The sequence below is a fragment of the Micromonospora sp. NBC_00362 genome (assembly GCF_026342155.1).
GTDB lineage: Bacteria > Actinomycetota > Actinomycetes > Mycobacteriales > Micromonosporaceae > Micromonospora > Micromonospora hortensis.
In genome coordinates, this window is the sequence record NZ_JAPENH010000001.1 from 3,896,574 (window position 1) to 3,923,253 (window position 26,680).

The following is a 26,680-nucleotide window of genomic DNA, read 5'->3' on the forward strand; positions in this document are numbered from 1 at the left end:
CCCCCTGTCCAGCGGTGAGGCTACCTCGCCCCAGCGCATTCTCCGCCCGCCCCGACCATCGCGCCGAGGAGCGCGGACAACGGCACGGTGGCGAATCCCACTCGCGCGTCACTCGCCCCGTACGGCACCCACAGCTCACCGTCGTGCACGAGCGCACCGCAGGAATAGACGACGTTCGGCACGTACCCGTCCCGGTCGTTGTCGTCGGGTGCGAGAAGCGCACCAGGCAGGTGGGCGATGACCCGCTCCGGTGTGTGCAGGTCGAGCAGGAGCGCACCGATCGCGTACCGACGCATCGGCCCGACGCCGTGGGTGAGCACGAGCCAGCCGACGTCGGTCTCGATCGGTGATCCGCAGTTGCCGACCTGGATCAGTTCCCAGCTCTCGCCCGGTGCGTGCAACGGGGTCGGGGCCTGCCAGCGGCTCTCGCCGTCCAGGGCGGTCAGGCCGATGGTCTCGCCGTCGGCACGGCACAGTGCAAGGTGCCGGCCGCCGACGGTACGCGGGAACAGCGCGAGCCCCTTGTTGCGGGCACCCGGTCCGCGCATCGGGGTCATCTCGAAACGGCGCAGGTCGTCGCTGGCCAGCGCGCGGGTGGCGATGTTCCGGCCGTCGTAGGCGGTGTAGGTGGCCCGGTACACCGGCCCGGATTCATCGACGAAGCGGACGAACCGGGCGTCCTCCATGCCGTTGCTCTCCGCCGGGGTCGCCGGCCACAGCACCCGTTGGTGCAGGGCCGTGTCCGCGGGGAAGGCAGTGGCGTAGCTACCGGCGTTGGTACGACGCAGTTGTTCGACGGTCGCCAACCCGGTGCTGCGGGAGAGCAGATCGGGTGGCAGGTTGCCGAGCACCCGCTCGAAGGCGGCCCCGTCGTACCACTCGGGCAACGCGTCCAGCACGGTGGCAGCGACCTCGTTGTCGCAGCCCTCCTCGGCCAAGCCGGCAACGAGCAGGTCCCGACGGTGCCGTACGCCAGTCCGCTGCCCGACGGCCAACGGCCCGGCCCGGTCGGCGATCCTGAGCTGTTCACCTGGTCCGACGATCGCGGTGGCGAAGCCGATAGAGGACACGTGACCCTCCCCGACCTGGCGCAGGCTGATGGCGACGCGCAGTTGCCCCGGGCCGAGACCGCCCTGGTCCGGGTGGACCACCATCGACGGGTTGCACAGGGCGGCGGCCTCGACGGCGTACTCGTGGCTGAAGTAGGCGCCGACCAGCAGCCGGCTGCTCGGTGAGAGGTCCCGGGCCCGTGCGGCGCGGTGCCGGACCAGCTCGTAGTGGTGGTGGAAGGTGCCAGCCAGGTCGCGGTGCCGGGCGCCGAACCGGTCGAGGGTTTCCCGCAGCAGCCGTGCGGTCTCCTCGTCGTCGAGCTGCCCGACCCGGTCGATCAGCGCCTGCGCGCGGGTCCGTACCACGGCGGCGTCCTCACCCGGCACGAAGAGCTTGACGATGACGCGGCGCGGATCCGGGGTGAGAGTGACGTCCTGTCGGACGGCCAGACTCCCTGTCACGACCACCGCCGGGCGTGCTGCAGCGTGGAGATGAGCGCGAGGGTGGACTCGGCGCCCTGGTTGAGGTTGGGCCCGTGCGCGGTCAGCCCGTCGTAGCCACCGCCGGTCGCCGGATCCCACATCGGCGTGCCGAGGTCGTTGTCGCCGAGGAACCACCCGACCGCCTGCCGCACCCCGTCGTCCCACGCCGGGTCACCGGTGACGGTGGCCGCCGTGGCGCAGGCATCGGCGAAGGCGGCGACCTCGATCGGCTGCTGGTCGTGGTGCAGCCGTACGGCGCCGCGCCGCCAACCCCCGGCCGGTACGACCGACAGCCGCCCGTCGCGGAGCTGGACATCGCGCAGCCAGGTCAACATGCGTAGGCCATCGTCGAGAGGTGGGCCACCCTCGCGAAGCTGACTCGCGGCGATGACCACCTCGGCGAGGGCGGCACTGGCGTACGTCAGCTCCTGCCGTGGCCACGGCCACCCCGCGTCGGAGGCCGGCGGGCCGATCGTGCTGGCCGCGTCCGCCAGCAGGGACGCGGCGGCGACGTGACCCGGGTGACGGCGAAGCACCTCGGCCGCGCCCAGACCGGCGAAGGCCATCGTGTGCGGGGCCTTGGCCCGGCGGGCGGCACCCCGACTGAAGGCGACCAGCGCCTCCTCGCGTACCCATGGGGCGGGGCTGCGGGCGACGGCAGTGCCCAGGCCCCACAGAGCTCGACCCCACCAGTCGCCGAGCCCTGCCTCGTCGACCCAGCGCCGGTCGTGCCCGAGCCGGTTGCGGAACGCTCCGCCAGCGTCCTGCGCGTGGGTCAGGAACGCCAGGTAACCCTCCGCCAGCCGGAGCAGTTCCTCGCTCGGCTCCGGCTCGCGGCTCACGACCAGCAGGCCACGGGCCACGTCGTCGGTGCAGTAACCATGCTCACGCCGGACGATGGCGTGCCGTGCGTGCTCGAACAGGCCGGTGTCATCGCTGAGCCGAGCCAGGTGCGCGAAGCTGGGCGCGGGTGCCGTCACCCAGCGCCCACCCGTCGACGTCCGGGAGCGTCCGGTGGTCGCCGTCACGCCGGCACGGCGCTGATGGCGGGTTTGCGGGCGTCGACGAGCTCTTCGGCGAGAGCGCCGTAGCGGGCCGCCACCGCAGGCCAACGCAGGTGCGCGGCCAGCGGACGAACCCGTCCGGCCAGCCGGGCGGCCAGGCCCGGTTCGATCAGGACCCGCCGGATCGCCTTGGCCAGTGCCGCCGGGTTCTGGTGGGGTACGACCAGGCCGGGCCCACCGGTCAGCAGCTCGACGGCGTGCGGGAACGCCGTCGCCACGACGGGCACTCCGGCGGCCACCGCTTCGATGAGTACTCCGGAGGTGACCTGTTCGCGGGAGTCGTAGGGCAGCACGACCACGTCGGCGGAGCGGATCAACCGGCCCAGCGCCTCCTGGTCGTGGTAGACGTCCTGGTAGTCGACGGCGTGCGCGACGCCCAACTGGGCACCGAGCTGGTGCAGCCCCGCCCGGTACGCCTCACCGTGGTGCTCGATCACCTTCGGGTGGGTCCGCCCCGCCACCGTGTAGGTCGGAGTCGGTTCCAGATCCTGCAAGCGCGCGAGGGCCCGCAACGACCACTCGATGCCCTTGCCCGGCCCGAGCAGCCCCCAGGTCAACAAGTGCGGGCGGGTACGTCGGTCGACGGGCACACCGGCGAGTTCGGCCGCGCCGTGCGGGATCACGGTCACCTTGCCCGGTGGCACGGCGTACCCGACGAGCAGCCGGTCGCGGGCCGTGTCGGTCATCGTGACGACCGCCCCGGCGGTCGCCACGATCTGCTCCAACAGGGATTTCTGCCGGGCCGAGGGCTGGCTGAGCACTGTGTGCAGCACCACGATGCTCGGCACGCTGAGCCGCCGCAGCAACGGCAGGACCTCCTCGCCGTCGGTGCCGGGGTAGATGCCGTACTCGTGCTGGACGATCGCCACGTCGTACGCGTTCAGAGCGGCCGCAGCCTCCCGCCAGCCGGCCGGGTTACGCGCCGACCAGGTGTGCACCACCCCGGGTACGGGCCGCTGGTCGTCGCCGTGATCGGTGACCCGGACGATGCCGCCGCGGGTGCCGTCGGCGGTCAACTGGGCGGCGAGGGCCGCGTTGAAGGTGGCCAGTCCGCACCGGGTCGGTGGGTGGGTGCTGAGGAATCCGTAGCTGAGCATGAACGTCGGGCCTTCCGGTTGTCGGCCACCGCAGGAGTACGGGTGAGCCTCACGCGGGGACGGCGCACGCCGGTCAGCGTGTGTGACCGGCGGAACGGAGAGCGGTGCAGTTCAGTCAGTTGCCGACGAGCTTGTCGTAGACGGCGAGATAGTCGGTGACCATCCGGTCCGCGCTGAAGCGCTTCAACGCCAGCGCCCGACACTGCACCCGATCGAGGCCGGCGACCTGGGTGATCGCTTCGACGGCCTGGTCGACGGTGGAGACGAGGAGACCCGTCACCCCTTCGTCGACGACCTCGGGCATGGACCCTCGCTTGTAGGCGACGACCGGTGTGCCACAGACCATCGATTCCACCACCGACAGCCCGAACGGCTCGTCGAAGGCGATCGGGTGCAGCAGTGCGGTGCTGTCACCCAGCACCTCGGCACGCCGTCGCGGACCCACCGACCCGAGGAAGATGACCTGGTCGCCGTCGATGTGTGGGGCGACCTGCTCAGCGAAGTACCGCTCGTCCTGCACGATCCCGCAGATGGTGAGGGGCCGGCCGGCGCGGCGGGCGATCTCGATCGCGGTGTGGGTGCCCTTGTCCGGGTGGATCCGGCCGAAGGCGGCCAGCCCAGGACCGGCCTCATTGGTGAACGGCAGTCCGGCGACATCGACGCCGTGGTAGACCGTGGCCACGTAGTCCAGCTCCGGCGCCCGGTCGGCGTCGGAGATCGACACGTACGACGAGCGGGCTCGGCCATAGGCGGGCAGGATCCCCGCGCCGGAGAAACCGTGCACTGTGGTCAGCAGTGGCGCGCGGCAGTGCTCCGCGAACGCCAGCGGCAGCCAGTCCAGGTGACTGTGCACCAGGTCGAACTGCGCCGAGCGGGCCATCGCGTGGGAGACGTGCATCGCCTCCCACACCCGACCGTCCAGATCAGGGTCGTCCGCGTACCCCCGTGGGCAGACTCCGTCGAGCTGGGCGGACGTGACGGAGTCCAGTGTCGCGAAGAGCGTCACGTCGACCCCGCGGCTGACCAGCCCCTCGGCGAGCAAGCCGGTCACCTGCTCCCACGGGCCGTAGTGGTGCGGGGGCGTACGCCAGGCGACCGGTCCGAGCAGCGCAACCCTCAAGGGGAGGACGCGTCGACGAGATCAGCTGGGTTGAGGTTCAGGGTGGCGAGCAGCCCCGAGTGCTTGGCCGGGTCCACGCGCTCCGGCAGCTCGCGCTCGACCCAGTCGGCCCGCGCCTGCTGGCCCCGGTCGCGAAGTGCGGCGACGATCCGATCCCTGGCGATCCTCATCTGGTACTCCCTAGTTAAGGCGTTCGGAACAATTCGCACGGAGGGTGTACCCAAGTGCGCGCGTCGGGCAACCGACCGCCGGACACCGGCGACGCGGCGCCGGTCGGTCGGGACGCGGTCTGCGATCAGCCGACACGACCGTTACGTCGCGGCGATGGAGAAGATGAGCGGTAACGCCCCTGGCGGGCTGGTGGCGACGGCGTCTGGCGGCCACCGGGGTCCCGGGCGACATGTTCACCGTACGCCCTCGCGGCGTCCCGCCGCACCAGCGCCCTGGACGGGCCGGAGGTCAGGGCTCCAGCACCACCTTGCCGGCCCGGCTGCGGTTCTCGGCGAACACCAGTGCCGCGGAGACCTCGCTGAGGGGGTAGCGAGCGGCGATCTGCGGCACGATCACTCCCTGCCGTAGCAGGTCGAGCACGATGCCGAGGTCGGTGCGCAGGCGACGGCGGAACGCGGCGCGGCGGGTGAGCTGACCGGCCCAGAAGTTGTAGAAGCCGGCCCGGTGGCCGTTGGGCAGCGCGTTCCAGGTGTAGAGGCGGGTCAGCAGCTTCACGAAGACCCACGCGACCGACTGCCCGGTGCCCACGGCGGCGGCGTTGCCGTAGACGACCAGCTTGCCGCCGGGGGCGAGCAGGGCGTACGAGGTGCGTACGCCCGGGCCGGCGACCGGGTCGAAGACGGCGTCGACGCCACCGGGCGACAGAGCGCGGACCCGCGCGGCCATGTCCGGGTCGCGGTAGTCGAGCGGTTCGACGCCGAGCGCGCGCAGCCCGGCGTGGTGTCGTTCGGCGGCGGTGCCGATGACCCGCAGGCCGAGGTGTCGGCCGAGTTGGACGAGCACGCTCCCGACGCCGCCGTTCGCGCCGTGCACGAGGATCGTCTGCCCGGCCGTCAGGTCGGCGTCCCGCAGCATCTGCCAGGCGGTCACCCCGTTGACGACGACGGTCTCGGCCGCGGCGGGGTCCAGGCCGACGGGCACCGGGGCCAGGGCGTCGATGTCGACAATCGCGTGCGTGGCCCAGGCGCCGGTCTTGGTGACCGCCGCCACCCGGGTGCCGACCAGTGCGTCGTCGCCGCCGGGACCGACCGCCCGGACGGTGCCGACGAGGTCGTAGCCGGGCACGAACGGGAACTTCGGCTGGCCGGGGTAGAGCGCGTGGCGCATCTGCTGCTCGGCGAACGAGATGCCGGTGGCCTCGACCTGGACGAGTGCCTGCCCCGGGGCGGGGACGGGCATGGCGCGCCGGTGCAGCAGGAGGCCGTCGGGCTCCACCACGCCGGGCAGTACCACTTCGGTGATCGTCGTCTCGGTGGTCATCGGGGTTCTCCCTTGTTTGTAAGTGTGCACTCACACACTTGTTGGTTTAAAAGAGTGGGCCGCCGAGGCGGCCCAGCATCGGGGTCGGTCAGGGGTGGCGAATGCCGGCGGTCAGGGCGCGAGCCCACGGCTCCGCGACCTGCTCCAGGCCGGCGGTCACGATCAGGTGACACAACTGGCCGTACGCGAAGAACTGCTGCACCTGCGCGTCGCTGGCCCGGGCCCGACTCTGCACGAAGGTCGCGACCCGCCGGTAGCCGGCCCGCACCGCCTCGGCGACCTCCGGGATGTCAGTGACGGCCTGCGCCTGCACCTGGAAGAGCAGCAGGTCGCGATCGGCGATCAGCTCCGCGTAGGCACCGCCCATGGCGTCGAGGATCTCCTCCGGGCTGTCACCCCCGGCGCGCTCCGCACCCGCCTCGATCGCGTCGGCGATCCGGTCGAAACACGCCCCCGCTGCCGCCACGAACAAGCCGAGCTTTCCGGAGAAGAGCCGGAAGACGTACGCCTCGGAGATGCCGGCGGCGGCGGCCACGGCGGTGACCGGGGTGGCGTGGAAGCCGGCGCGCGCGAACACCGACACTGCGGTGTTCAGGACGGTGACCCGGCGGGCCTCGGCGGTGGATCGCATGTTTGTAAGTGTGCACTCACAAACAAGCGTCGTCAAGTCCGCCGCCCTGCCATCCCGTCCGCCGCTCGGCCACCAGCGCCCATGCGGTCGCGAGGGCGCGATGCTCGTCAGGGGCGCGATGCGGTCGTCCGGGGGCGCGGCGTGTCGTCAGGGTGCGATGCGCAGTTGCCGGATCGCGGTGTCGTCGTAGTCGCTGAAGCGGTACCGGAGGCCGGCGAACGGGCTGCCGGGGAAGTCGCCGGTGATCGTCGCGGTCACCACGGTGCCGGCCGGAGTGTCCTCCGCTTGGAGGACCGCGAATGCCCGCTGTCCAGTGCGCTTGGCCACGTGGGCGAGTGGTGGACGCTGCTGATCCTGCACGACGCCTTCGACGGCTACACCCGGTTCGACCAGTTCCAGGCCAACCTGGGCGTGTCGTCCAGCATCCTGACCAGCCGGCTGAAGACCCTCACCGGGCAGGGGTTGCTCGAACGTCGCCGTTACCAGACCAGGCCCGACCGCTACGAGTACGTCCTCACCGACCTCGGCCGCAGCCTGCGGCCCGTCGTCGTCGCCCTCGCCGCCTGGGGTAACTCACGCCTCGATCCGAGCGAGCGCAGCATGATCCTCGTTGACCGGACAACCGGGGTGGAGGCCGACCCGGTGATCGTGGACCGCCGCACCGGTCGCCCGCTCGACGACGTCGACTTCGTGTTCGCCGCCGGCCCGGCCGCCAGCGAGGCCATGCGCAAACGCTACGACCACCTCCCCACCCAGGTAGCCCCGCGGCGGCCCTGACCGGCTCACTCCAGCGGATAGAGGCGCGCCGGGTCGCCGGGCCGGAGGCTGTCCGGCGTGTCGTCGGCGCTACTGGCGGCGATCGAGCCGAGCAGCGCCAACGAGCGGGCGGACTCCGTACCGGGCTCGGCGTGGTAGATCACCAGTAGCTGCCCGTCGGCGCCCGCCACCGCGAGCTTGTCGCAGTACAGGTCGAGGTCGCCCACCTCAGGATGGTGCAGCCGGCTGACGATGCCCTCCCGCCGACGCACCTCGTGGCGCGCCCACAGTTGCCGAAAGCAATCGCTCTTGAGTGACAACTCGCCCACCAGAGCCGTCAACCGTGGGTCGTCGGTTGCCCCGCCCGAGTCGGCACGCATCTGCCCCACGACGCCCTGCATCGCCTGCCGCCAGTCGCGGAACAGCTCTCGCTCGGCCTCGTCCAGGAACACCGCCAGGAGTCGGTTGGCACCCGGGGCGAGATTCGGCGACAGCGCCCTCGCCATCGGGTTCGACGCCAGGATGTCGAGGTAGCGATTCTGCACGAAGGCCGGCATGGAGAGCTGCCGCAGCAGGTGCAGGATGCTGGCCGGGACCCGCTCGGCGGCCGGTCGGGACGCACGGCGCGACCGCGCACGGCTCAACCCGATCATGTACGCGGTCGCCTCCGGATCCAGCCGCAGCACTCCGGCGAGGGCGTCGAGGACCTGCACCGAAGGGTGCCGCTCGCGACCCTGCTCCAATCGGAGGTAGTAGTCGGCGCTGATGCCGGCCAGCATCGCCACCTCCTCACGCCGCAGTCCCGGCACCCGTCGTAGGCCCACGCCGGGGCCGAGCCCGACGTCCTCGGGCCGGGTCTGCTCCCGGCGGGCGCGCAGGAAGTCGCCGAGCGGGTTCGTTGCGTCCATGCCACCGACGGTAGATCGCCGGGCGGCCCGGTGACTGGCTGTGTCACTACCAGGAACAGCTCGCCCTGCCGCCCGGGCCGCTCCCGGCGGACAGTCGTCGAAGGGCCGGTTCCGAACGGCCGCAGATGTCACACCGACAACGGACAGAGGATGAGATGAGCGAGAACCTTCCCGGCGGTGCCCTCACCCCCGCTGACGGCCTCACCCTGAGCCGGATGGGCTACGGGGCGATGCAGTTGGCCGGCCCGGGTGTCTTCGGCCCGCCCCGCGACCGCGAACAGGCGCTCGCCGTGCTCCGCGAGGCCGTCGACCTGGGCGTCCGGCACATCGACACCAGCGACTTCTACGGGCCCGTCGTCGTCAACGAGCTGATCCGCGAGGCGCTCCACCCGTACCCCCAGGGTTTGCACCTCGTCACCAAGGTCGGCGCGCGCCGCGGCGCCGACCGCTCCTGGATCCCGGCTCTGGAGCCGGACGACCTCAAGGCCCAGGTACGGGAGAACCTGGAACACCTCGGCCTGGACGTGCTCGACGTGGTCAACCTGCGGGTAGGCATGGCCGAGGGCACCGGCGACGCGCCGCTCGGTGCGCAGTTCGCCGCCCTGGCAGAGCTGCGGCAGGAAGGGCTGATCCGGCACCTGGGGCTCAGCAACGTGACGCTCGACCAGCTCGACGAGGCGCAGGCCATCGCGCCGGTGGTCACCGTGCAGAACCTCTACAACCTCGCCAACCGGCGGGACGACGCCCTGGTCGACAGGTGCGCGGAGGAGAACATCGCGTTCGCGTCGTTCTTCCCGCTCGGCGGGTTCACGCCGTTGCAGTCCGACACGCTCGACGACGTGGCCGCCCGACTGGGCGCCTCACCGCAGCAGGTCGCCCTCGCCTGGCTGCTCCAGCGCTCCCCCACCACGGTGCTGATCCCCGGCACCTCCAGCCTGGCGCACCTGCGGGAGAACATGGCGGCGGCCGACCTGAAACTGCCGACCGACGCCGTCGAGGAGTTGGACGCGTTGGCTTCCTAGTGCTGGTGCGGCCGGTTGCGGATCAGGGTGACCGCCAGCACCGCGGTGACGAGGAAGACGACGCCGTTGACCCGCAACCCGGCCTGGACACCGGAGGTCAGTGCCTCGGCGATCGCCGCCCGGACCGGGTCGGACAGTGGTCGGCCGCCGTTGGCACCGGAGGCCACCGCAGCCTGCACGGCGGTGCGGGTGGGTTCGCCGATCTGGTGCGCGGCGAGCCGGTCCGGCAGGTCGGCCACCATCGTGGTGGTGAGGAGCGTGCCGAGCACTGACGAGCCGAGCACCGAGCCGACCTGGCGGGCGGCGTTGACAGCGCCGGAGGCCATGCCGGCCTGGGCGGGCGAGACGCTGGCCAACGCCGCCGCCGTCGCCGGGGCCACCACCAGACCGCCGGCCGCCCCGAACAACGCGAACAGCGCCCAGCGGTCACCGAACGACGTGGTCGGCCCCTGGTTCGCCAGCGCGAAGCTGGCCACCGCACCGAGGACCAGGCCGAGGGTCAACGGCGCCTTGAATCCGGTACGACGAATCGCGCGCCCGGCACCGAAGGCGACCAGCACGTACGCCCCGAAGAGCACCAGCATCCGCCAGCCGGTGTCCAGCGGGCTGAGCGCCTGGGCACGTTCGTGGAAGAGGACCAGCAGGATCGCCACACCGGTGAAACCGAACAGCGACACCGCGGCGACGACCATGACGGCGCTGAACGACGCGGACCGAAACAGCCGCACGTCGAGCATTGGCGCGCTGGCCCGCAGCTCGACCAGCACGAACGCGACAAGTGCGACGACTGCGACGACCCAGCCCGTCGACACCACCGGGCTGGTGTAGCCGACCTTGCCGCCCTGGATCAGCGCGTAGACGGCTGCCGCGATGGCGACGGTGCCCAGCAGCAGGCCGGGCACGTCGAGTCGGGCGGCGCTCGGCCGGGACTCGGCCACCCCGACGATGGCGACGACGAGGGTGACCAGACCCAGCGCGATCGTCGACAGGTAGACGCTGTGCCACTGGTAGTGCCGCAGCAGGAAGCCTGCGATGAGCGGGCCGATCGCGAGGCCGATGCCGGACGCCGCCGACCACGCGGTGATGACCTCGGTCCGTCGGTGCGGGTCGGTGAAGGTCGCGCCGAGGATCGCCAGACTGTTCGGCAGGATCAGGGCCCCGCCGAGGCCGGCGACCAACTGCCCGACGATCACCCACGCGACGGTCGGAGCGCCAGCCACGACGGCCGCGCCGGCGATCATCGCGACGACCCCCGCGCCGAACATGCGCCTTCGCCCGTAGCGGCTGCCCAGGGTGGCCGCGGACAGCACGACGCTCGCCACCATCAGGGTGTAGGCGCTGGGGATCCAGACCAGAGTGGTGGGGTCGACCCGCAGGTCCCGCTGGATCGTGGTCAACGCGGAGACCGTCGCGGTGATCTGAAGGAACGTGATCATCGCGCCCAGGCACATGGCGATCAGGGTCACCGGGCGGGACCCACGCACCGACGAACGAGCGGTCGCGGCCGGTCCTGGTGGGTTCTTCCCGGTTGGGGTCGCTCCGGGTGGGGTTGGGGCCGTGGCGCTGGTCGTCACTGAAGATCCTTCAGGCTGGTGATCTGACTTGCGTATGCTGAAGTCAGCGCAACCCAGTGAAGCGCCTGGCTAGCATCTACGCAAGTCAGGTAGGCTGGAGGGCATGGAGGACCTCCGAGACGATCGCGATTCCTGGACGAGCGAAAACTGCTCGGTGGCCCGGGCGATGGACATCGTGGGCAGCAGGTCGACGGTCCTGATCATGCGCGAGGCCCTGCTCGGCACGCGCCGCTTCGACGACTTCGTCCGCCGGGTGGGCGTCGGCGAGCCCGCCATGGCCGCCCGCCTCAAGGAGATGGTCGCCGCCGAACTGCTCGAACGAATCCCCTACCGGGAGCCCGGGCAGCGCACCCGCCACGAGTACCAACTCACCCGCAAGGGCCGCGAACTCCTGCCCGTCATCACCGCACTACGCAACTGGGGCGACACCTGGGCCGCCACCGACACCGGCCCGTCCGTCGTCGCCACCCACCACGACTGCGGCGAGCCGATCCGCGCCGTGCTCCGCTGCGCCGCCGGCCACGAGATCGCCGACGGCGACATCGACATCATCGCCGGCCCGGGCCTCGTCCGGCGCGACTGAAACCCCTGACCACGACCGGACCACCGCACTGCCACCACTGGAGGCCGTGTTGGTGCTGGCCGAGGCGGCAGCCGAATCACGCTGGCGGGGTGGCGGGCCGTCAGGTCGACGGCCCGCCACCGTGAATCAGAGGGTGACCTGGTGCACCCGGTCGTCGACGCCACGCACCGCCAGCCAGGCGCTGCCGTTGCCACCGGCGGCGGCCCCGGGCGCACCCCGGAACGCGTCGGTGGCGAACTCACCGCGTCGGAACCAGCCGCCCCAGGCCCCGTCGGCCAGGTTGCGCTGCCAGAGCCGGTTGTCGGCGGCGAGCGCGAACAGGTAGACCCGGCCGGAGGTGGCGAGCAGTGTCGGGCTGCCGCTGGTGGTACCGCCCAGGTTGGTCCAGGCCGACCAGGTGGTGCCGGTCCGGCTGCTCCACCACACCTCGTCGGTGCGGCTGCGGACCGCCACGTGCAGCACACCGGCCTCGTCGACGACAGCGCTCGGCCGACCGTAGAACGGCCGGTTCTCCGGAGCCCCGACGCCGGTCCAGCCGGCGTTCGGCGTACGCGACCAGAGCTTGCCGTCGGCACCGCGGGCGACGAGCGTCCACTGCGTCGGGCTGGTCCAGGCAACCGTCGGCGCGTCGGTCAGCGTGCCGCCGAGGCTGCGCCACGGTCCCCACCTGCCGGCCACGTAACTGCGCTGCCAGGCGGCGTTGTCGGTGCCACGGACGAAGACGTCGAGCCGCCCGTCGGCGGAGCCGTACGCCGCCGGCTGACCGAGGATCCGGCCGCCGACCGGGCCGCCGAGCGAGGTCCAGCGCGTGCCCCACGTCGTACCGGTGCGGGTGTTGACGGCCAGCGCACCGGAAGCGTCGCGAACGAAGGCGGTGGCGTGGGTGTCGTCCACCCGGACCAGCGCCGGGCTGGCGCTGGCGGTGCCACCGAGGTCGGCGCCGGCGACCTGGTCGGCGCCGGTCAGGCCGAGCATGGCCACCCCGTGCGCCGGCACCTCGACTGTGTACGAGCCGGTGAACGGCTGTACGCCGGGGGTGCCCGGCTGGGCGTCCACGTTGGAGCGGGACCACAGGTCACGGACCCTGACCGACCCACCGAGGGCGACGTCGGCGAAGTTCACAGTGATCTCCTGGGCGCTGTCGTGCCGGTTGAGCAGCGCGACCGCCCGCTTGCCGGAGCCGGCGAGCACCTTGCTCCACACCTGCGCGTCGGTGCCGGTGTCGGCGACCTTGACGCCCTGCCGGACCAGCGGGTCCTGGTCCACCGCGATGATCTCCGGGTTGGTCAGCGCCGAGATCATCTCCTTCGGCAGGCCACGCGGGTCGGAGCCGATCACCAGCGGCGCGGCCATGATGGCCCACATGCCGAGCTGCGTCTTGGACTCGTCAAGGCTCAGCTCGTACCCGCCGTCGGGCAGCGGGCGCATCGGCAGCAGGTAGTCCGGGTCGTTGTAGTGCCCCGGCCCGGTGGCCGCCGGGTGGTACGCGTTGACGTCCATGTTGCGCAGCACCCACGGGTACGCCCACTGCGGGGACGGGTCGGTGAGCCCCACGTCCGTGTACGTCCGCCAGGAGTCGGCGATGGTGGGCGCGTACGTGTAGCTCCAGGTGGAGAGCTGCTCCGGGGTGTATGGGCCGCCGCCCCAGTCCGAGCTGACCGGGTTGCAGATGTTGAGCAGCATCGGTCGGGGCGACTGGCGTACCGCCTCGGCCAGTTCCCGGAAGGTGGTCTCCGGGTCGAGGCCGGCGGCCCGGCCGCACAGCCAGTCGGCCTTCAGCGCGTCGAAGCCCCAGCCGGCGAACTGGGCGATGTCCGCCCGGTAGTGGCCGTTGCTGCCGAGCCCACACTGTCCCGGCAGGTACGGGCCCGCGTCGGTGTAGATGCCGGCCTTCATCCCCCTGTTGTGGATGTACGCGGCCAGCGCCGCCATCCCGCCGGGGAAGCGGGCCGGGTCGGCGACGAGCTGACCGGCCTCGTTGCGCGGGGTGGGCGCGGCCCAGTTGCCGTCGATCCACACGTAGGTGTAGCCGGCGTCCCGCAGGCCACTGCTGACCATGTGGTCGGTGACCGACCGTACTTCGGCCTCGGTGGGGTCGCCACCGAGACCAAAGTAGGTGTTCCAGCCCTGGTAGGGCGTCGGGGCGAGGCCGCTGTTGAAGAAGGTCGGCGCGCCCTGGTCCTCGGCGCCGGTGGCCGCCGGGGCGTGACCGGGGCGGCCGGGTCCGTGGCCGGCCGGTGGCGGGTCGGCGTGGGGTGGGCCGGCCATCGCCGGCATCGGGCTGGCCAGGCCCAGGCCGAGCACGGCCAGGGCTGCGGTCAGCTGTCGGTTCAGGCGCATGGAGGTACTCCTGTCCCTCGGGGGTGGGGGTGGTGGTGCTCCGAACTCAGTCGCGGGTCAGCACGATGAGGTCGGCGTCGTGGGTCGCGCTCCACCGCACGGGCAGGCCGACGGTGGCGAGGTGGCTGCCGGAGTAGTGCCGATCGCCGTGCGAGTAACGGGCCGCCGGGTCGAGGCCACGAAGGGGCAACCGGACCGGGCGGGACGGAAGCAGCCCCGCGCCGTCGAGCCGACCGGTGTGCCAGGCGAGCACCACGATCTGGTTCTCGTCCGGCGCGGAGTACTGCACCGCGCAGCGGGCCTGGTCGGGGCCACCGATCAGGTGCACCTCGCCGTGCGTGACGACGTCCCGGATCTCCTTGTAGCGGGCGATCCAGCCGGCCGCCTCGGCCCGCTCGGCGGGGGTCCACGACCGGATGTCCGCGCCGATGCCGAGCACACCGGCCATCGCCAGGACGAATCGGAACGCCAGCGACCGGGGGCGGGTGTCGAACAGGCCGGGCGCGTCGGTGACCCAGGAGCTGAGCAGGTGTGGGGCGTTGGCGTGCAGGAAGCCGTACTGGATGGCCAGCCGGTCCAGTGGGCCGGTGTTGTCGCTGGGCCAGAAGACGTCGGCCCGGGCGGCCATCGCCAGGTCGGTCCGCGCACCTCCCCCGGCACACGCCTCGATCAGCACACCGGGATGGTCCCGGCGCAACCGCTCGTAGATCCGATGCAGGTTGGCGACGTGCGCGCCGTCCAGGTCGAGGGGGCCCAACCCGCCGGACCGACCCGGCTCGGTACGCGGCCTGTTGAAGTCCCACTTCAGGTAGTCGATGTCGTACCGGCGCAGTAGGCCGTCGACCGTGGAGTGGACGAACTCGGCGACCTCCGGCCGGCCCAGGTCGAGCAGGTACTGGTTGCGGACCGGGGTGAGCGGTCGGCCGTCGACGGAGTAGACCCAGTCTGGGTGCTCGGCGTACAGGGACGACTTCGGGTTGACGCACTCCGGTTCGACCCAGAGCCCGAAGTTCAACCCGAGGGCGCGGACGTCGGCGATGAAGGTGTCGAACCCGGCCGGGAACTTCGCCGGGTCGGGCGTCCAGTCGCCCAGCCCGGCGGTGTCGTCGTCGCGGCCCACGAACCAGCCGTCGTCCACGACGAACGTCTCCACGCCCAACTCGGCGGCGATCCGGGCGAGCGCGAGCTGACTCTGCGCCTCGACCGCGAAGTAGGTCGCCTCCCAGGAGTTGTAGAGCACCGGGCGGGGGCTGAGCCGGTCGCCGGCCAGCGACCGCTGGTGGGCGTGCCAGACCCGGGCCAGCCCGTCCAGGCCGTCCGGGCTGTACGCCCCGGTGGTCACCGGCAGTGCCAACCGCTCGCCGGCGGCCAACTCCAGCGGGCCGTCGACCAGCTGGCGGCCGACCCGGACGCGGGTCAGGCCGCCGGTGTCCCGCTCGGCGCTGATCTCCCACGAGCCGGTCCAGGCCAGCGCCATCCCCCACGCCGGACCGGCCGGCTCCGCCGTGTCACGCACGGCCAGCCAGGGCACGTGCAGATGCCCGGGTACGCCCTGCGAGCTGCCGATTCTGAACGTGCCGTGGCCCAGCTCGACGTGGGAGAGCTGGAACTCCTGCTCCCACTGGCCCCACTGGTGGCTGAGCAGCGCGCCGTGCGGCGTCGGTACGCAGAACCCGCCCGATCCGGCCCGGACGACCCGCAGCGCGTCGCTGCCGTCGTTGGCCAGTTCGACCCACCGCTGCACCACGTCGGTGCCGGCCGGCACCCGGTAGTGCACTGTGGCGCGCAGCCCGGTGACCGGGTCGGCGAACTCGACGGCCAGCTCCCGCTGGTCGGCGTTGACCCGCGCGTCGGTGTGCACGAAGCCCACCCGGCGCTGCCCGTTCGAGGTCTCGATCACCAGGTCGGCGCCGGTGAACGGGCGGTCGGCATCGGTGGAGTACTCGATGGGGGCCGCGTCCCCGGCGGTGAGGAACGGGACCGGGCCGTCGTAGGCGACCGGCGAGGGCCCGTCGGAGACGCCATGCGGCCCCCACGCGACAAGTTCCAGCCAGCGGCCGTGCGCCGGCACCGTCACCGTGTACTCGGTGTGCGTGCCGCGCAGCGTCCAGCGCTGCCCGGCCTCGGCGGTCACTTTACCGCTCCGAGCGCCAGGCCAGAGACGAAGTGCCGCTGGAAGCGGAGGAACACCGCGACGGTGGGCACGGCCGCGATGACGGTGCCGGCGGCGATGACGTTCCAGGACGAGACGAACTGGCCCTGGAGGGCGAGCAGCGCCGGGGTGACCGGCATGTTGTCATCGGTACGCAGCACGGTGATCGCCCAGAGCAGGTCGTTGAAGATCCAGGTGAACGACAGCGCCCCGAGGGCGGCCAGCGCGGGTCGGGTCAACGGCAGCATCACCTTGGTGAAGATCTGCGCCGTGCCGGCGCCGTCGATGGTGGCCGCCTCCTGGATCTCGCCCGGCAGGTCCCGCATGAAGCCGTGCAGGACGAACGTGTAGAAGCCGAGCCCGAAGCCGACCTGCACCGCGATCAACGCCCAGAGCGTGTCGTACAGGCCGGTCAGCTCGCTGAACTTGGCCACCGGGATGAGCAGGATCTGCGGTGGGAGCAGGTTGCCGGCGAGCATCAGCAGCAGGATCGTGCGCCGCCCGGGGATCCGGAAGCGGCTCAGCGCGAACGCGGCCATCGCTGCCAGCCCCAGGCTCAGCGCCACCGACGGGACGGTGACCAGCATGCTGTTGATCAGCGCGCGCAGCTCGCCGCCGTCGGTCCACGCCTGCCGGTAGGTGTCCAGTGTGAACGACCGGGGCAGGCTGCCCACGCCGTGCGCGGCGATGTCGTCGAACGACCGGGTGGACATCACCACCACCCAGAGCACCGGGCCCAGCCAGAGCAGCGAGAGCAGGATCATGCCGGTGTGGAAGGCCCCGGTACGGAGCTTGTTCATGACGCTTCCTCCCGGAACGCGCGGACCAGGTAGCCGAGGATGACGGCCAGCGCGAGCACGAAGATCACGACAGCGATCGCCGAGGCGTAGCCCAGCCGCAGGCTCTGGAACGCGGTCGAGTACATGTAGGTGCTGAGCAGCTCCGACGAGTGGTACGGCCCGCCCTTGGTCAGCGACCAGACGATGTCGAACGAGCGCAGCGAGTCGATCACGATGACCGACAGCACCACTGCGTTGACCCCCTTGAGCTGGGGAATCGTGACGTGCCGTAGCCGCTGCCAGGCGCTTGCGCCATCCATCCGGGCCGCCTCGTGCAGGGCCGGGTCGATCGCCTTCAACCCGGCCAGGAACAGCACCATCACGTACCCGATCTGCCGCCACAGCGCGGGCAGGATCACCGCGTACAGGGCGGTCTGCGGGTCGGCGAGCCACGGCCGGATCAGCTGTTCCAGGCCGACGGCCCGCAGCAGCGTGTCGGCGACGCCGTCGGGCTGGTAGAAGACCCGCCAGACCAACGCGGTCACGACCAGCGAGAACACCACAGGGGTGAACAGCGCGGCCCGATAGAAGCCGACAAAGCGCCGCTCCTTCTGCAGGACGAGCGCCATGCCGAAGCCACCCAGCACGGAGAGGCCGCCGAAGAGCACCAGCCAGATCACCGTGTTGACCAGCGCGCCCCGGAAGGTGGCGTCGCCGGCCAGCTCGACGTAGTTGTCGGTGCCGACGAAGGTCGGCGGTGTCATCCCGTCCCACCGGGTGAGGGAGAACCAGAAGCCCTGGATCGCCGGCCAGAAGACCCAGACGCTCTCGACAGCGAACGGCACGAGGACGAACGCCACCAGCAGCGGCGACAGTCGAGCCGACCGTCGCCGCCGGGTGGGGGTGACCGAGGTCGTGGAGATCGTTGCTGTCACGTCAGCCCTTGAAGACCTTCTCGGCGCCGGCCTGCCACTCCCGCAGGATCGCGTCGATCTGGTCCGGCTTGTCGATGAACTTGGTCAGCGCGGTGTCCGCTGTCGGCTGGAGCGCGTCGCTGGAGTCGCGGTTGAAGAACTGGGTCAGCTCCTTGGCCTCGTCCAGCATCGCCTTGCCCTTGACCACCAGCGGCGAGTCCGACGCCTTGGCCTTGGGGTTGGCTGGCAGCACGATGCCGGAGCTGGCCTTGACGTACGCCTCCTGGGCCTCGACCCCGGAGAGGTAGCTGAGCAGGGCCTTGGTGCCGGTCGGGTTGGCGGTCTTCGCGCTGGCGAAGAAGCCGTCGGTCGGCGCCTCCTCGGCCAGCGGCACCGCCGGGTCGATGATCGGGAACCGGAAGAAGTCCAGGTCGCCGAGCGCGTCCTTGGGTGCGGCGTCGGCGAAGAACGTGCCGATCAGGAACATGCCGGTCTTGCCGGCCAGCAGCGCGGTGGTCGCCTCCTGGAACGGGTACGCCTTGCCCTTGGGGTCGAAGTAGGGCAGGGCCTCGCGCCAGCGGGTGAAGACCGCCTTGACCTTCGGGTCGTCGAAGCGCTGCTTGCCGGCGAGCAGCTCGCGGTGGAACGGCGCGCCGTTGATCCGGATGTTCAGGTAGTCGAACCAGGCCGAGGCCACCCACGGGGTGTCGCCGAGGCCGATGCCGATCGGCGGGACGCCCTTGCTCTTCAGCGTCTCGCACAGCGCCAGGAACTCGGTCCAGGTCTTCGGCTCCTGCACACCCCACTTGGCGAAGTTGGACTTGCGGTAGAAGAAGCCCCACCAGTAGTTGTTCATCGGCACGAAGATCTGCTTGCCGCTGGCGTCGGTGGAGAGCGTGCGCAACGACTGGGGGTAGTCGTCCAGTGACTTCCACACCTCGGAGACGTCCAGCAGCAGGTTCTTGCTGGCGTAGTCGTTGGCGACCGAGCCCGCGTACCAGGTGTAGAGGTCCGGCGGGTTGGCCGAGGTCAGGTAGGTCGGCAGCTGGGTCCGGAAGGTCTCCGAGGCGATCGTGTTGAGACTGGCCGTGCCCTTGCCCTGCGCGTTGAACGTCTCGATCAGCTTCTCCATCGCCGCCTTGGCCTGCGGCGAGGAGAGGTTGGACTGGATGGTGACCGCGCCCGAGCCGTTGCTCGTGGTCGGCCCGCTGGCGGAGCTGGCGCACGCGCTGAGGAACGAGCTGGCGCCGAGCGCGCCCAGGCCGGCGAGCCCAAGGTGGCCAAGGAATCGCCGGCGACCGGGGTCGAAGTCGCTCACGGAGGTATCCCTTCCTTTACGACACTCAGCGTCACCGCGCGATGTGTCGACCATGTGAATGCTGTGACGAGAAGGTTGCATCGGCCGTCGCCGACTGTCAAGATATCTTCGTAATTAATGATTAGACGAGACCAAGGCGAGGGCCAGGTGGATCAGCTTATGCGCCGGCTTGAGGGCAAGAACGCGCTGGTCACCGGTGCGATGGGCGGGATCGGTGCGGCCATCGCCCGGCGACTCGCCGCCGAGGGGGCAGCGGTCGCGCTGCTCGACGTGGCCGACCCGGCGCCATTGGCCGAGGAGCTGACCAGGCGAGGCGACCGCGCACTGTCCGTAGTGGGCGATGTCAGCGACGAGGCCGACTGGACGGCCGCCGTGAGCGCCGTACGGGACCGCCTCGGCCCGGTCGACATCCTGGTCAGCACCGCGTACGCCGTGCGGGTCGCCCCGGCGCACGAGACCAGCCGGCAGTCCTGGGACCACCAGCTCGGCGTCAGCCTCACCGGCTCGTTCCTCGGCGTCCGCGCCTGCCTTGACGACCTGCGGGCACGCTCGGGCGCGGTGGTGCTGATCTCCTCGGTGCACGCGCTGGTCGGGTTGCCCGGCCGGCCCGCGTACGCCGCGGCCAAGGGTGGCCTGGTCGCGCTCGGCCGCCAACTCGCCGTCGAGTACGGCCCACAGGTCCGGGTCAACACGGTGCTGCCCGGGCCGATCCTCACCGCCGCCTGGGCCGACGTGTCCGAAGAGGACCGCCAGCGCAGCATCGCGGAGACCGTAGCGAAGCGCTTCGGCACACCGGACGAGGTGGCCGCCACCGTCGCCTTCCTCGCCTCGCCGGACGCCGCGTACGTCACCGGCGCGAGCCTCGTGGTGGACGGTGGCTGGACAGCGGTGAAAGCCTCGGCCTGAGAGATCGATACCGACCAGCGAAAAGGCCAGGAGCATTGGCACAGTACGCACGCCGCGGCGTCCACGGGCAGACCGTCGAAGCGATCGCCCGTCGCATCCTCACCGGCGAGATCGCCGCCGGCGCGACGCTGAACATCGTCGCGTTGCAGGAGGAGTTCGACGTCAGCCTCACCGCGCTCCGCGAAGCGCTGAAGGTCCTCTCGGCCAAGGGCATCGTCGACGCCCGACAGAAGCGCGGCACCTTCGTCCGACCCCGTGCGGACTGGAACCTGCTCGACGGTGACGTGATCCGCTGGCAGTTCGCCGAGGGCACCGACCAGCGGTTGCTCGACCAACTGCACGAGGTGCGCGCCATCATCGAGCCGGCCGCCGCACGGCTGGCCGCCACCCGCGCCACCGAGGACGACCTGACCGCCCTCGACCGGGCGCTGGCCGAGATGGCCCAGGCCAACGGTGATCCCGCCGCCGCCATCGCCGCCGACCTCGCCTTCCACCGCGCGCTGCTCACCGCCACCCACAACGAGCTGCTGGAGCGGATGGAGGTGGTGATGGAGACCGGGCTCGCCGAACGGGACCGGCTGGTGCACGGTGGCAGCCCTCACGACGACCCGGTACCCAGCCACCGCGCGGTGGTCGACGCGCTGCGCGACCGGGACGAGACGGCGGCCGAGACCGCTATGCGTCAGTTGCTGGACAAGGCCGTCCGCGACGTCGAGAAGGCACGGGGACGAAGGGGCAGTCAGTGAAGATCGAGCGGATCGAGACCTTCCTGGTCGCGCCACGGTGGTTGTTCTGCCGGGTGGAGACCGACGACGGGCTGGTCGGGTGGGGTGAGCCGGTGGTCGAGGGCCGCGCCGAGGTGGTGCGCGGCGCCGTCGAGGTGCTCTCCGAGTATCTGATCGGTGCGGACCCCCTGCGCATCGAACAGCACTGGCAGGTGCTCACCAAGGGCGGCTTCTACCGGGGCGGCCCGATCCTCTCCAGCGCGGTCGCCGGCCTCGACCAGGCGCTCTGGGACATCGCCGGGCAGGCGTACGGCGCGCCGGTGCACGCGCTGCTCGGCGGGCACGTACGCGACCGGGTACGGATCTACTCGTGGATCGGCGGGGACGAACCCGGCGAGGTGGCCGACGCCGCCGCCGCGCAGGTCGCCGCCGGCCTCACCGGGGTCAAGATGAACGCCTGCGGCCGACTCTCGCCGATCCCCACCTCGGCCGAGGTGGACGCGGTCATCGGCCGGGTGGCCGCCGCCCGTGAGGTGCTCGGCCCCGACCGGGACATCGCCGTGGACTTCCACGGTCGCGCCGGAATGGCCGCCGTCCGCCGGATCCTGCCCGAGCTGGCCGCCCTGCGCCCGTTCTTCGTGGAGGAGCCGGTCCTGCCGGACCAGGCTCACCACCTGCGCGACATCGTCGCCAGCACGCCCATTCCGGTGGCCACCGGCGAGCGGCTCTACGGTCGGTCCGAGTTCCTCGGCCCGTTGCAGGCCGGGGTCGCAGTGGTCCAACCGGACCTGTCGCACGCCGGTGGGATCTCCGAGGTCCGCCGGATCGCCGCGCTGGCCGAGACGTACGGCGCGCTGCTCGCCCCGCACTGCCCGCTCGGCCCGATCTCCCTGGCGGCCAGCCTCCAGGTGGCCTTCGCGACGCCGAACTTCCTGATCCAGGAGCAGAGCATCGGCATCCACTACAACGCCGGCTCGGAGTTGCTGGACTACCTGATCGACCCGGAGCCGTTCCGGTTCGTGGACGGGCACATCGCCCGCCTCGACCGGCCCGGTCTGGGCATCACTGTCGACGAGACGGCGGTCCGCAAGGCCGCCCAGACCCCACACGCCTGGCGCAACCCGGTCTGGCAGCACGCCGACGGGTCCTTCGCCGAGTGGTGACCGGCACGCGACCGGTGGCCCTGCGAGTGGCCTACGACGCGGCGCACGGCGGTCGGTGGACGAGTCTGCGCGGCGGCGGCCGGGAGTGGCTGTGGCGTGGCCCGGAACCAGGCCGGCACGAGGTACGCCCCGACGGCGCGTTCGTCGATGCCGGCGGTCTGGAGGAGTGCCTGCCCACAGTGCGCGGCGAGCCCGACCACGGCGAGGTGTGGTCGCGGCCGTGGCGCGACGGCGGCCCCGGCACCGCGCTCATCGAGCGGCCGACGTTCACCCTCACCCGCCGGATCACCGACTTCGCCGGCGTGGTGGCGGCCGACTACCTGTTGGCCGCCGACCCCGGGTACCGGTTCGTCTGGGCCGCGCACGCCCTGCTCGACCTCTCCCCCGCCGCCCGCCTCGACGCGCCCGCCGGCACCCCGACCCGGCTGCACCCGGAGGCCGCCGCGCTCCTGCCACCGGACGGCTGGCCCGCCGGCGAGCCATGGTTGACCGGCCCGTGGCCGGCCCCGGCCGGGCTGACGCTGGACACGTTCGGCAGGGACGACGGGACGGCGCTCGGCGCGGTGCTGCTCGACTGCGCCCGGGTCCAGGTCATCGACGGAGCCGACCGGCTGACTCTGGAGCTGGAGTGCGCCGACCAGCCCCGCGGCACCGCCCTCTGGCGCAACCTGGGCGGCTGGCCGGCGAACGGCCCCTACCGCAGCGTCGGCATCGAACCGATGCTCGGCGCGGCCTTCGACCTGGCCGACGCCGGCCCCTCCGACGCGGCGGTCGTCCCGCCCACCGGCGAGGTCACCTGGCGACTCACCATCTCCGCCCACCGCGACCACTGAGGACACCGGAATGAACCTGCTCGACGAGCTGCGTACCCATCGACTGTTGGCCATCGTGCGCGGCCCGGACCCGGACGCCGCGCTGACCGCCGTACTCACAGTGGCCGAGAGCGGCGTCGCACTGGTCGAGGTCTCGATGACCAGCGCCGACGCGCTCGGTGTCATCCGCCGCTCCCGGGCCGCCCTCGGGCCCGACTTCGCCCTGGGCGCCGGCACCGTGCTCAGCGTCGAGGACGCCCGCGCGGCGGCCGACGCTGGCGCCGGTTTCCTGGTCACCCCGGCCATCTCGGCGAGTCTCGCCGAGGGCGGCCGGCTCGGGCTGCCGGTGCTCGCCGGCGCCCTCACCCCCGCCGAGGTGGTGCGGGCCAACGACGGCGGGGCCACCGCGATCAAGCTCTTCCCTGCCTCACTTGGCGGGCCCGACTACCTCGGCGCCCTGCGCGACCCGTTCCCCGGTACCGCGTTCGTGCCGGTCGGTGGTGTCGACGCCGACGGTGCTCGGCGCTACCTCGACCGGGGCGCGACAGCCGTCGGCGTCGGTTCGCCGCTGCTTGGTGACGCCGTCCGAGGCGGCGACACGACGGCGCTGCGCGAGCGCGCCGCAGCCTTCCTCGCGGCGGTCCGGCCATGACCGACCTGCTCACCCTCGGCGAGACGATGGCGGCGTTCCGCACCACCGGCCCACTGCGACTGGGCGGCACCGCCGCAATCTCCGTCGCCGGATCCGAGTCGAACGTGGCGATCGGCGTGGCCCGGCTCGGCCACCGGGCCGCCTGGGTCGGTGTCACCGGCGCCGACGAGCCCGGTGAGCTGGTCCGCCGTACGCTGCGCGCCGAGGGTGTCGACCTGACCTGGTCCCGGGTCGACGCGACCGCCCCCACCGGCCTGATCCTCTTCGAGAATCGGGTCGCCGACATCAACCGGGTCACCTACCACCGCGCCGGGTCGGCCGGCTCCCGGCTGGGCCCGGCCGACGTGACCCGGGCCTTCGACGCGCCCGGGTCACCACCCCGGCTGCTGCACGTCACCGGCATCACCTGCGCGCTCGGCGCCGAGCCGTACCAGGCGGTGGTGGAGGCCGTGCGCCGCGCCCGCGTCGCCGGCAGCACGATCTGCCTGGACGTCAACCACCGCAACCGGCTGTGGTCGGTCGCCGAGGCCGCCGCCGCGCTGCGCCCGCTGCTGCCCTCGATCGACCTGGTGGTCGCCTCCGACGACGAGTTGGCGGTGCTGACCGATGCGAACGATCCGGCCCCGGCGCTACTCTCGGCCGGCGTCACCGAGGTCGTGGTCAAGCACGGTGCCGATGGAGCGACCAGCCACAGCGCGACCGGCGCCATTCACCGTCCAGCCCGGACGGTGTCGGTGGTGGACACCGTCGGCGCGGGCGACGCCTTCGTCGCCGGGCTGCTCTCCGGCTGGCTCGACGGCGTCGACGCGTCGGCCCGACTGGACCGGGCCGTCACCACCGGCGCGTTCGCTGTCGCCACCCGGGGCGACTGGGAGGGCCTGCCCGACCGGGCCGAGCTGGCGCTGCTCGACCACGGCCCCGGCGGTACGGTCCGCTGACGACCCTTTGGAGGAGCACCATGAAGCTGACCGAGCCGACCGTCTGGAGCACCGACCGGCTGGAGTTGGGTGAGGGCCTGCGCTGGGTCGACGACCGACTGGTCCTCGTCGACCTGCTGGCCGGGCGACTGTTGGAGACCGACGGCGACGCCCCGAACCCGCTGCGGGAGCTACGCCACCTCGACGTGCCGCTCGGCGCTGTCGCCCCGGTGACCGACCGACCCGGTGAATGGCTGGCCGCCGCCGGGACCGGCGTCGCGGTGCTGCCCGCCACCGGCGACCCCCGACCGGTCGCCGAACTGGTCGCCGACGCGCCCGAGCCGACCCGGATGAACGACGCGGTCGCCGACCCGCACGGCCGCTTCTGGGCCGGCAGCATGACGTACGCGATGGTGCCCGGCGGGGGCACCCTGTTCCGCCTCACCCCCGGCGCCGAGCCGGTCCCCGCGGTGACCGGGCTGACCATCCCCAACGGGCCGGCGTTCGACGCGACCGGCACCACGATGTACCTGGCCGACACCCCGCGCGGCGAGATCGACCGGTTCACCGTCGACCCCGCCACCGGTGACCTGAGCGGGCGGGAGCCGTTCCTGCGGTTGTCCCCCGCCGACGGCGGGCCGGACGGCATGACGCTCGACGCGGCCGACCACCTCTGGATCGCGTTGTGGGGCGGCTCCGCAGTACGCCGTTACCGGCCCGACGGCACCCTCGACCGGGAGATCCGACTGCCGGCCAGGCAGCCGGCCGGCATCTGCCTGGGCGGCCCCGACCTGCGGCGACTCTTCATCGGCACGGCCCGGGTGGGGCTGGACTCGGCGGGTCCGCAGGACGGCGCGCTACTCGCTGTGGACGTCCCGGTGCCCGGCCTGCCCGCAGCGCGGGCCGGCGCGCCAGCGAGCTGATCGGAGGCATATCGGACGCCAGGGCGGGAACAACCGCACCGAAGCGCCGTAACAGCCGACCGGTAGGGAGCGAGCCGATGAGCACCGTGGGGCGGACGTCATGAACGGGCCGGTCGGCGACGAGCCGATGGGCGAACTGGAGCTGGTGCACACCTTCACCGGCCCGATGCCGACCGGTGTGAGCGTCTCGCACCGGGGCCGGATCTTCGTCAACTTCCCCAAGTGGGGCGACGAGGTGCCGGCCACAGTCGTCGAGCTGCGCGACGGTCAGGAGATGCCCTACCCCGACCAGGCCTGGAACGACCCGTCCGGCGACGACGACGCGGGCGCGTTCGTCTCGGTGCAGAGCATCGTGGTGGACCCGGCCGACCGGCTCTGGGTGCTCGACACCGGCAGCCCGATGTTCCAGCCCACCAAGCCGGGCGGCCCCAAACTGGTCCGGATCGACCTGGACACCGACACGGTCGCCCAGGTGATCACCTTCCCGACGGACGTGGCGCTGCCGACGACGTACCTCAATGACGTCCGCTTCGACCTGCGGCGGGGCGAGGCGGGGGTCGCGTACATCACCGACTCCGCCGACTCCGGGCCCAACGGGATCATCGTGGTGGACCTGGCCAGCGGGGCCTCCTGGCGGCGGCTGCACGACCACCCGTCCACCAAGGCGGAGCCGCTGACGTCGTTCCGGCCGGTGGTGGAGGGCCGACCGTTCCTCGAACGGCCGGCCGACGGCCCGCCGAAGCCGGTGAGCATGGGCTCCGACGGCATCGCCATCTCCGCCGACGGCGATCGGCTCTACTACTGCCCGCTGGCGTCCCGACGACTGCACAGCGTGTCCACCGAGGCGCTGGCCGACCCGGGCGTCACCCAGGAGGCGGTCGCCGCGACAGTCGTCGACGAGGGCGACCGGGGCACCGCCTCGGACGGGTTGGAGAGCGACAATGCGGGGCGGCTCTACCTCACCGCGTACGAGCACAACGCGGTGCTGCGTCGACTGCCCGACGGCGAGTACGAGACGCTGGTGCACGACCCGCGACTGCTCTGGCCGGACACGATGTCGGTGGCCACCGACGGGTACCTCTACGTGACCGCCAACCAACTGCACCGGCAGCCGCAGTACCAGCGGGGCAAGGATCTTCGGCGCAAGCCGTACGCGCTGTTCCGCACCCGCATCGACGCCGGCCCGGTGCTGCTGCGCCGCTGAGCGGGCAGCGCGCCCGTCAGCGCAGTTTCGCGCCGATCTTGCAGATTCTGTCGCGACAAAGCAGGTCTAAGCCGGCAATTCGACGACACAAAGTGCA

Annotated in this window: 26 protein-coding genes; 11 read left to right on the plus strand and 15 right to left on the minus strand. The window is 71.9% G+C overall.

All coding sequences use genetic code 11. The features are described 5' to 3' along the window. Window positions 1-20: 20 nt before the first annotated feature. The 8 genes from OG992_RS17725 to OG992_RS17760 form a co-directional block, all read right to left on the minus strand. Window positions 21-1,511: a glycoside hydrolase family 130 protein gene (locus OG992_RS17725; RefSeq protein WP_266303779.1), complete on the minus strand. Its 1,491-nt coding sequence runs from the start codon at window positions 1,509-1,511 to the stop codon at window positions 21-23. Continuing rightward, a complete protein-coding gene (locus OG992_RS17730) occupies window positions 1,508-2,560 on the minus strand; it encodes a glycosyltransferase (RefSeq protein WP_238683717.1) in 1,053 nt (350 codons plus the stop codon). Before OG992_RS17730 ends, OG992_RS17725 begins: the two co-directional genes overlap by 4 nt. Next, a complete protein-coding gene (locus OG992_RS17735) occupies window positions 2,557-3,693 on the minus strand; it encodes a glycosyltransferase (RefSeq protein WP_266303780.1) in 1,137 nt (378 codons plus the stop codon). The genes OG992_RS17730 and OG992_RS17735 overlap by 4 nt, the downstream gene beginning before the upstream one ends. Window positions 3,694-3,808: 115 nt before the next feature. Continuing rightward, complete coding sequence (locus OG992_RS17740; protein WP_238683719.1) at window positions 3,809-4,813, minus strand: glycosyltransferase family 4 protein; 1,005 nt, start codon at window positions 4,811-4,813, stop codon at window positions 3,809-3,811. Further along, window positions 4,810-4,983, minus strand: coding sequence for a hypothetical protein (locus OG992_RS17745; protein WP_238683720.1), 174 nt, complete (start codon window positions 4,981-4,983; stop codon window positions 4,810-4,812). Before OG992_RS17745 ends, OG992_RS17740 begins: the two co-directional genes overlap by 4 nt. 289 nt (window positions 4,984-5,272) lie before the next feature. Continuing rightward, window positions 5,273-6,304 carry a medium chain dehydrogenase/reductase family protein gene (locus OG992_RS17750; RefSeq protein WP_266303781.1) on the minus strand — a complete coding sequence of 344 codons (1,032 nt, stop codon included), beginning with the start codon at window positions 6,302-6,304 and terminating at the stop codon, window positions 5,273-5,275. Between the two features lie 88 nt (window positions 6,305-6,392). After that, window positions 6,393-6,935, minus strand: coding sequence for a TetR/AcrR family transcriptional regulator (locus tag OG992_RS17755; RefSeq protein ID WP_266303782.1), 543 nt, complete (start codon window positions 6,933-6,935; stop codon window positions 6,393-6,395). Window positions 6,936-7,082: 147 nt separating this feature from the next. After that, window positions 7,083-7,262, minus strand: a complete 180-nt coding sequence (locus OG992_RS17760) for a hypothetical protein (protein ID WP_266303783.1) — start codon at window positions 7,260-7,262, stop codon at window positions 7,083-7,085. Between OG992_RS17760 and OG992_RS17765 the strand changes: the two genes are divergently transcribed. Then, entirely contained in the window at window positions 7,263-7,712 is a 450-nt protein-coding gene (locus OG992_RS17765; protein ID WP_266303784.1) for a helix-turn-helix domain-containing protein, read from the plus strand. Window positions 7,713-7,717: 5 nt separating this feature from the next. Here the strand turns inward: OG992_RS17765 and OG992_RS17770 are convergent, their stop codons facing one another. Then, window positions 7,718-8,599 carry a helix-turn-helix domain-containing protein gene (locus OG992_RS17770; protein WP_266303785.1) on the minus strand — a complete coding sequence of 294 codons (882 nt, stop codon included), beginning with the start codon at window positions 8,597-8,599 and terminating at the stop codon, window positions 7,718-7,720. 155 nt (window positions 8,600-8,754) lie between these two features. On the opposite strand from OG992_RS17770, the gene OG992_RS17775 reads away from it, so the two are divergent. Next, entirely contained in the window at window positions 8,755-9,621 is an 867-nt protein-coding gene (locus OG992_RS17775; protein WP_238683725.1) for an oxidoreductase, read from the plus strand. Here the strand turns inward: OG992_RS17775 and OG992_RS17780 are convergent. After that, a complete protein-coding gene (locus OG992_RS17780) occupies window positions 9,618-11,087 on the minus strand; it encodes an MFS transporter (RefSeq protein WP_238683726.1) in 1,470 nt (489 codons plus the stop codon). The two genes, OG992_RS17775 and OG992_RS17780, sit on opposite strands and share 4 nt — an antisense overlap. 211 nt (window positions 11,088-11,298) lie before the next feature. Between OG992_RS17780 and OG992_RS17785 the strand changes: the two genes are divergently transcribed. Continuing rightward, the gene (locus tag OG992_RS17785) at window positions 11,299-11,778 is read left to right on the plus strand and encodes a helix-turn-helix domain-containing protein (protein ID WP_210785683.1); all 480 of its coding nucleotides are present in this window, start codon (window positions 11,299-11,301) and stop codon (window positions 11,776-11,778) included. Between the two features lie 126 nt (window positions 11,779-11,904). On the opposite strand, the gene OG992_RS17790 is transcribed toward OG992_RS17785, so the two are convergent. The 5 genes from OG992_RS17790 to OG992_RS17810 are packed head-to-tail and all read right to left on the minus strand — an operon-like array spanning window position 11,905 to window position 19,281. Further along, complete coding sequence (locus tag OG992_RS17790) at window positions 11,905-14,118, minus strand: glycoside hydrolase family 27 protein (RefSeq protein ID WP_266303786.1); 2,214 nt, start codon at window positions 14,116-14,118, stop codon at window positions 11,905-11,907. Between the two features lie 46 nt (window positions 14,119-14,164). Continuing rightward, the gene (locus OG992_RS17795; RefSeq protein WP_266303787.1) at window positions 14,165-16,252 is read right to left on the minus strand and encodes an alpha-galactosidase; all 2,088 of its coding nucleotides are present in this window, start codon (window positions 16,250-16,252) and stop codon (window positions 14,165-14,167) included. Further along, on the minus strand, window positions 16,249-17,070 hold the full coding sequence (locus OG992_RS17800) for a carbohydrate ABC transporter permease (RefSeq protein ID WP_196920834.1): 822 nt from the start codon (window positions 17,068-17,070) through the stop codon (window positions 16,249-16,251). The genes OG992_RS17795 and OG992_RS17800 overlap by 4 nt, the downstream gene beginning before the upstream one ends. After that, window positions 17,067-17,984: a carbohydrate ABC transporter permease gene (locus tag OG992_RS17805; RefSeq protein ID WP_238683732.1), complete on the minus strand. Its 918-nt coding sequence runs from the start codon at window positions 17,982-17,984 to the stop codon at window positions 17,067-17,069. The genes OG992_RS17800 and OG992_RS17805 overlap by 4 nt, the downstream gene beginning before the upstream one ends. A gap of 1 nt (window position 17,985) precedes the next feature. Then, on the minus strand, window positions 17,986-19,281 hold the full coding sequence (locus OG992_RS17810) for an ABC transporter substrate-binding protein (RefSeq protein ID WP_238671294.1): 1,296 nt from the start codon (window positions 19,279-19,281) through the stop codon (window positions 17,986-17,988). 159 nt (window positions 19,282-19,440) lie between these two features. Between OG992_RS17810 and OG992_RS17815 the strand changes: the two genes are divergently transcribed. From OG992_RS17815 to OG992_RS17850, 8 genes are all read left to right on the plus strand, one after another. Further along, a complete protein-coding gene (locus OG992_RS17815) occupies window positions 19,441-20,187 on the plus strand; it encodes an SDR family NAD(P)-dependent oxidoreductase (protein WP_266303788.1) in 747 nt (248 codons plus the stop codon). Window positions 20,188-20,222: 35 nt separating this feature from the next. Then, window positions 20,223-20,933, plus strand: a complete 711-nt coding sequence (locus OG992_RS17820; protein WP_112620721.1) for a FadR/GntR family transcriptional regulator — start codon at window positions 20,223-20,225, stop codon at window positions 20,931-20,933. Next, window positions 20,930-22,075, plus strand: a complete 1,146-nt coding sequence (dgoD, locus tag OG992_RS17825; protein WP_238683735.1) for a galactonate dehydratase — start codon at window positions 20,930-20,932, stop codon at window positions 22,073-22,075. Before OG992_RS17820 ends, dgoD begins: the two co-directional genes overlap by 4 nt. A gap of 14 nt (window positions 22,076-22,089) precedes the next feature. Next, window positions 22,090-22,908 (plus strand): hypothetical protein, encoded by an 819-nt coding sequence (locus tag OG992_RS17830; RefSeq protein WP_266303789.1) that lies wholly within the window; start codon window positions 22,090-22,092, stop codon window positions 22,906-22,908. Between the two features lie 10 nt (window positions 22,909-22,918). Continuing rightward, complete coding sequence (locus OG992_RS17835) at window positions 22,919-23,539, plus strand: bifunctional 4-hydroxy-2-oxoglutarate aldolase/2-dehydro-3-deoxy-phosphogluconate aldolase (RefSeq protein ID WP_266303790.1); 621 nt, start codon at window positions 22,919-22,921, stop codon at window positions 23,537-23,539. After that, entirely contained in the window at window positions 23,536-24,477 is a 942-nt protein-coding gene (locus tag OG992_RS17840) for a sugar kinase (RefSeq protein ID WP_266303791.1), read from the plus strand. Before OG992_RS17835 ends, OG992_RS17840 begins: the two co-directional genes overlap by 4 nt. 20 nt (window positions 24,478-24,497) lie before the next feature. After that, window positions 24,498-25,379 (plus strand): SMP-30/gluconolactonase/LRE family protein, encoded by an 882-nt coding sequence (locus OG992_RS17845; protein ID WP_266303792.1) that lies wholly within the window; start codon window positions 24,498-24,500, stop codon window positions 25,377-25,379. 100 nt (window positions 25,380-25,479) lie between these two features. Continuing rightward, the gene (locus OG992_RS17850) at window positions 25,480-26,583 is read left to right on the plus strand and encodes an L-dopachrome tautomerase-related protein (protein WP_266303793.1); all 1,104 of its coding nucleotides are present in this window, start codon (window positions 25,480-25,482) and stop codon (window positions 26,581-26,583) included. The last annotated feature ends 97 nt before the right edge of the window (window positions 26,584-26,680 follow it).

Coding starts and splice junctions, on each gene's coding strand:
- OG992_RS17735 (WP_266303780.1), bottom strand. CDS start 3,693: ATGCTCAGCTACGGATTCCTCAGCACCCACCCACCGACCCGGTGCGGA.
- OG992_RS17745 (WP_238683720.1), bottom strand. CDS start 4,983: ATGAGGATCGCCAGGGATCGGATCGTCGCCGCACTTCGCGACCGGGGC.
- OG992_RS17750 (WP_266303781.1), bottom strand. CDS start 6,304: ATGACCACCGAGACGACGATCACCGAAGTGGTACTGCCCGGCGTGGTG.
- OG992_RS17755 (WP_266303782.1), bottom strand. CDS start 6,935: ATGCGATCCACCGCCGAGGCCCGCCGGGTCACCGTCCTGAACACCGCA.
- OG992_RS17770 (WP_266303785.1), bottom strand. CDS start 8,599: ATGGACGCAACGAACCCGCTCGGCGACTTCCTGCGCGCCCGCCGGGAG.
- OG992_RS17775 (WP_238683725.1), top strand. CDS start 8,755: ATGAGCGAGAACCTTCCCGGCGGTGCCCTCACCCCCGCTGACGGCCTC.
- OG992_RS17785 (WP_210785683.1), top strand. CDS start 11,299: ATGGAGGACCTCCGAGACGATCGCGATTCCTGGACGAGCGAAAACTGC.
- OG992_RS17790 (WP_266303786.1), bottom strand. CDS start 14,118: ATGCGCCTGAACCGACAGCTGACCGCAGCCCTGGCCGTGCTCGGCCTG.
- OG992_RS17800 (WP_196920834.1), bottom strand. CDS start 17,070: ATGAACAAGCTCCGTACCGGGGCCTTCCACACCGGCATGATCCTGCTC.
- OG992_RS17815 (WP_266303788.1), top strand. CDS start 19,441: ATGCGCCGGCTTGAGGGCAAGAACGCGCTGGTCACCGGTGCGATGGGC.
- OG992_RS17835 (WP_266303790.1), top strand. CDS start 22,919: ATGAACCTGCTCGACGAGCTGCGTACCCATCGACTGTTGGCCATCGTG.
- OG992_RS17840 (WP_266303791.1), top strand. CDS start 23,536: ATGACCGACCTGCTCACCCTCGGCGAGACGATGGCGGCGTTCCGCACC.
- OG992_RS17845 (WP_266303792.1), top strand. CDS start 24,498: ATGAAGCTGACCGAGCCGACCGTCTGGAGCACCGACCGGCTGGAGTTG.
- OG992_RS17850 (WP_266303793.1), top strand. CDS start 25,480: ATGAACGGGCCGGTCGGCGACGAGCCGATGGGCGAACTGGAGCTGGTG.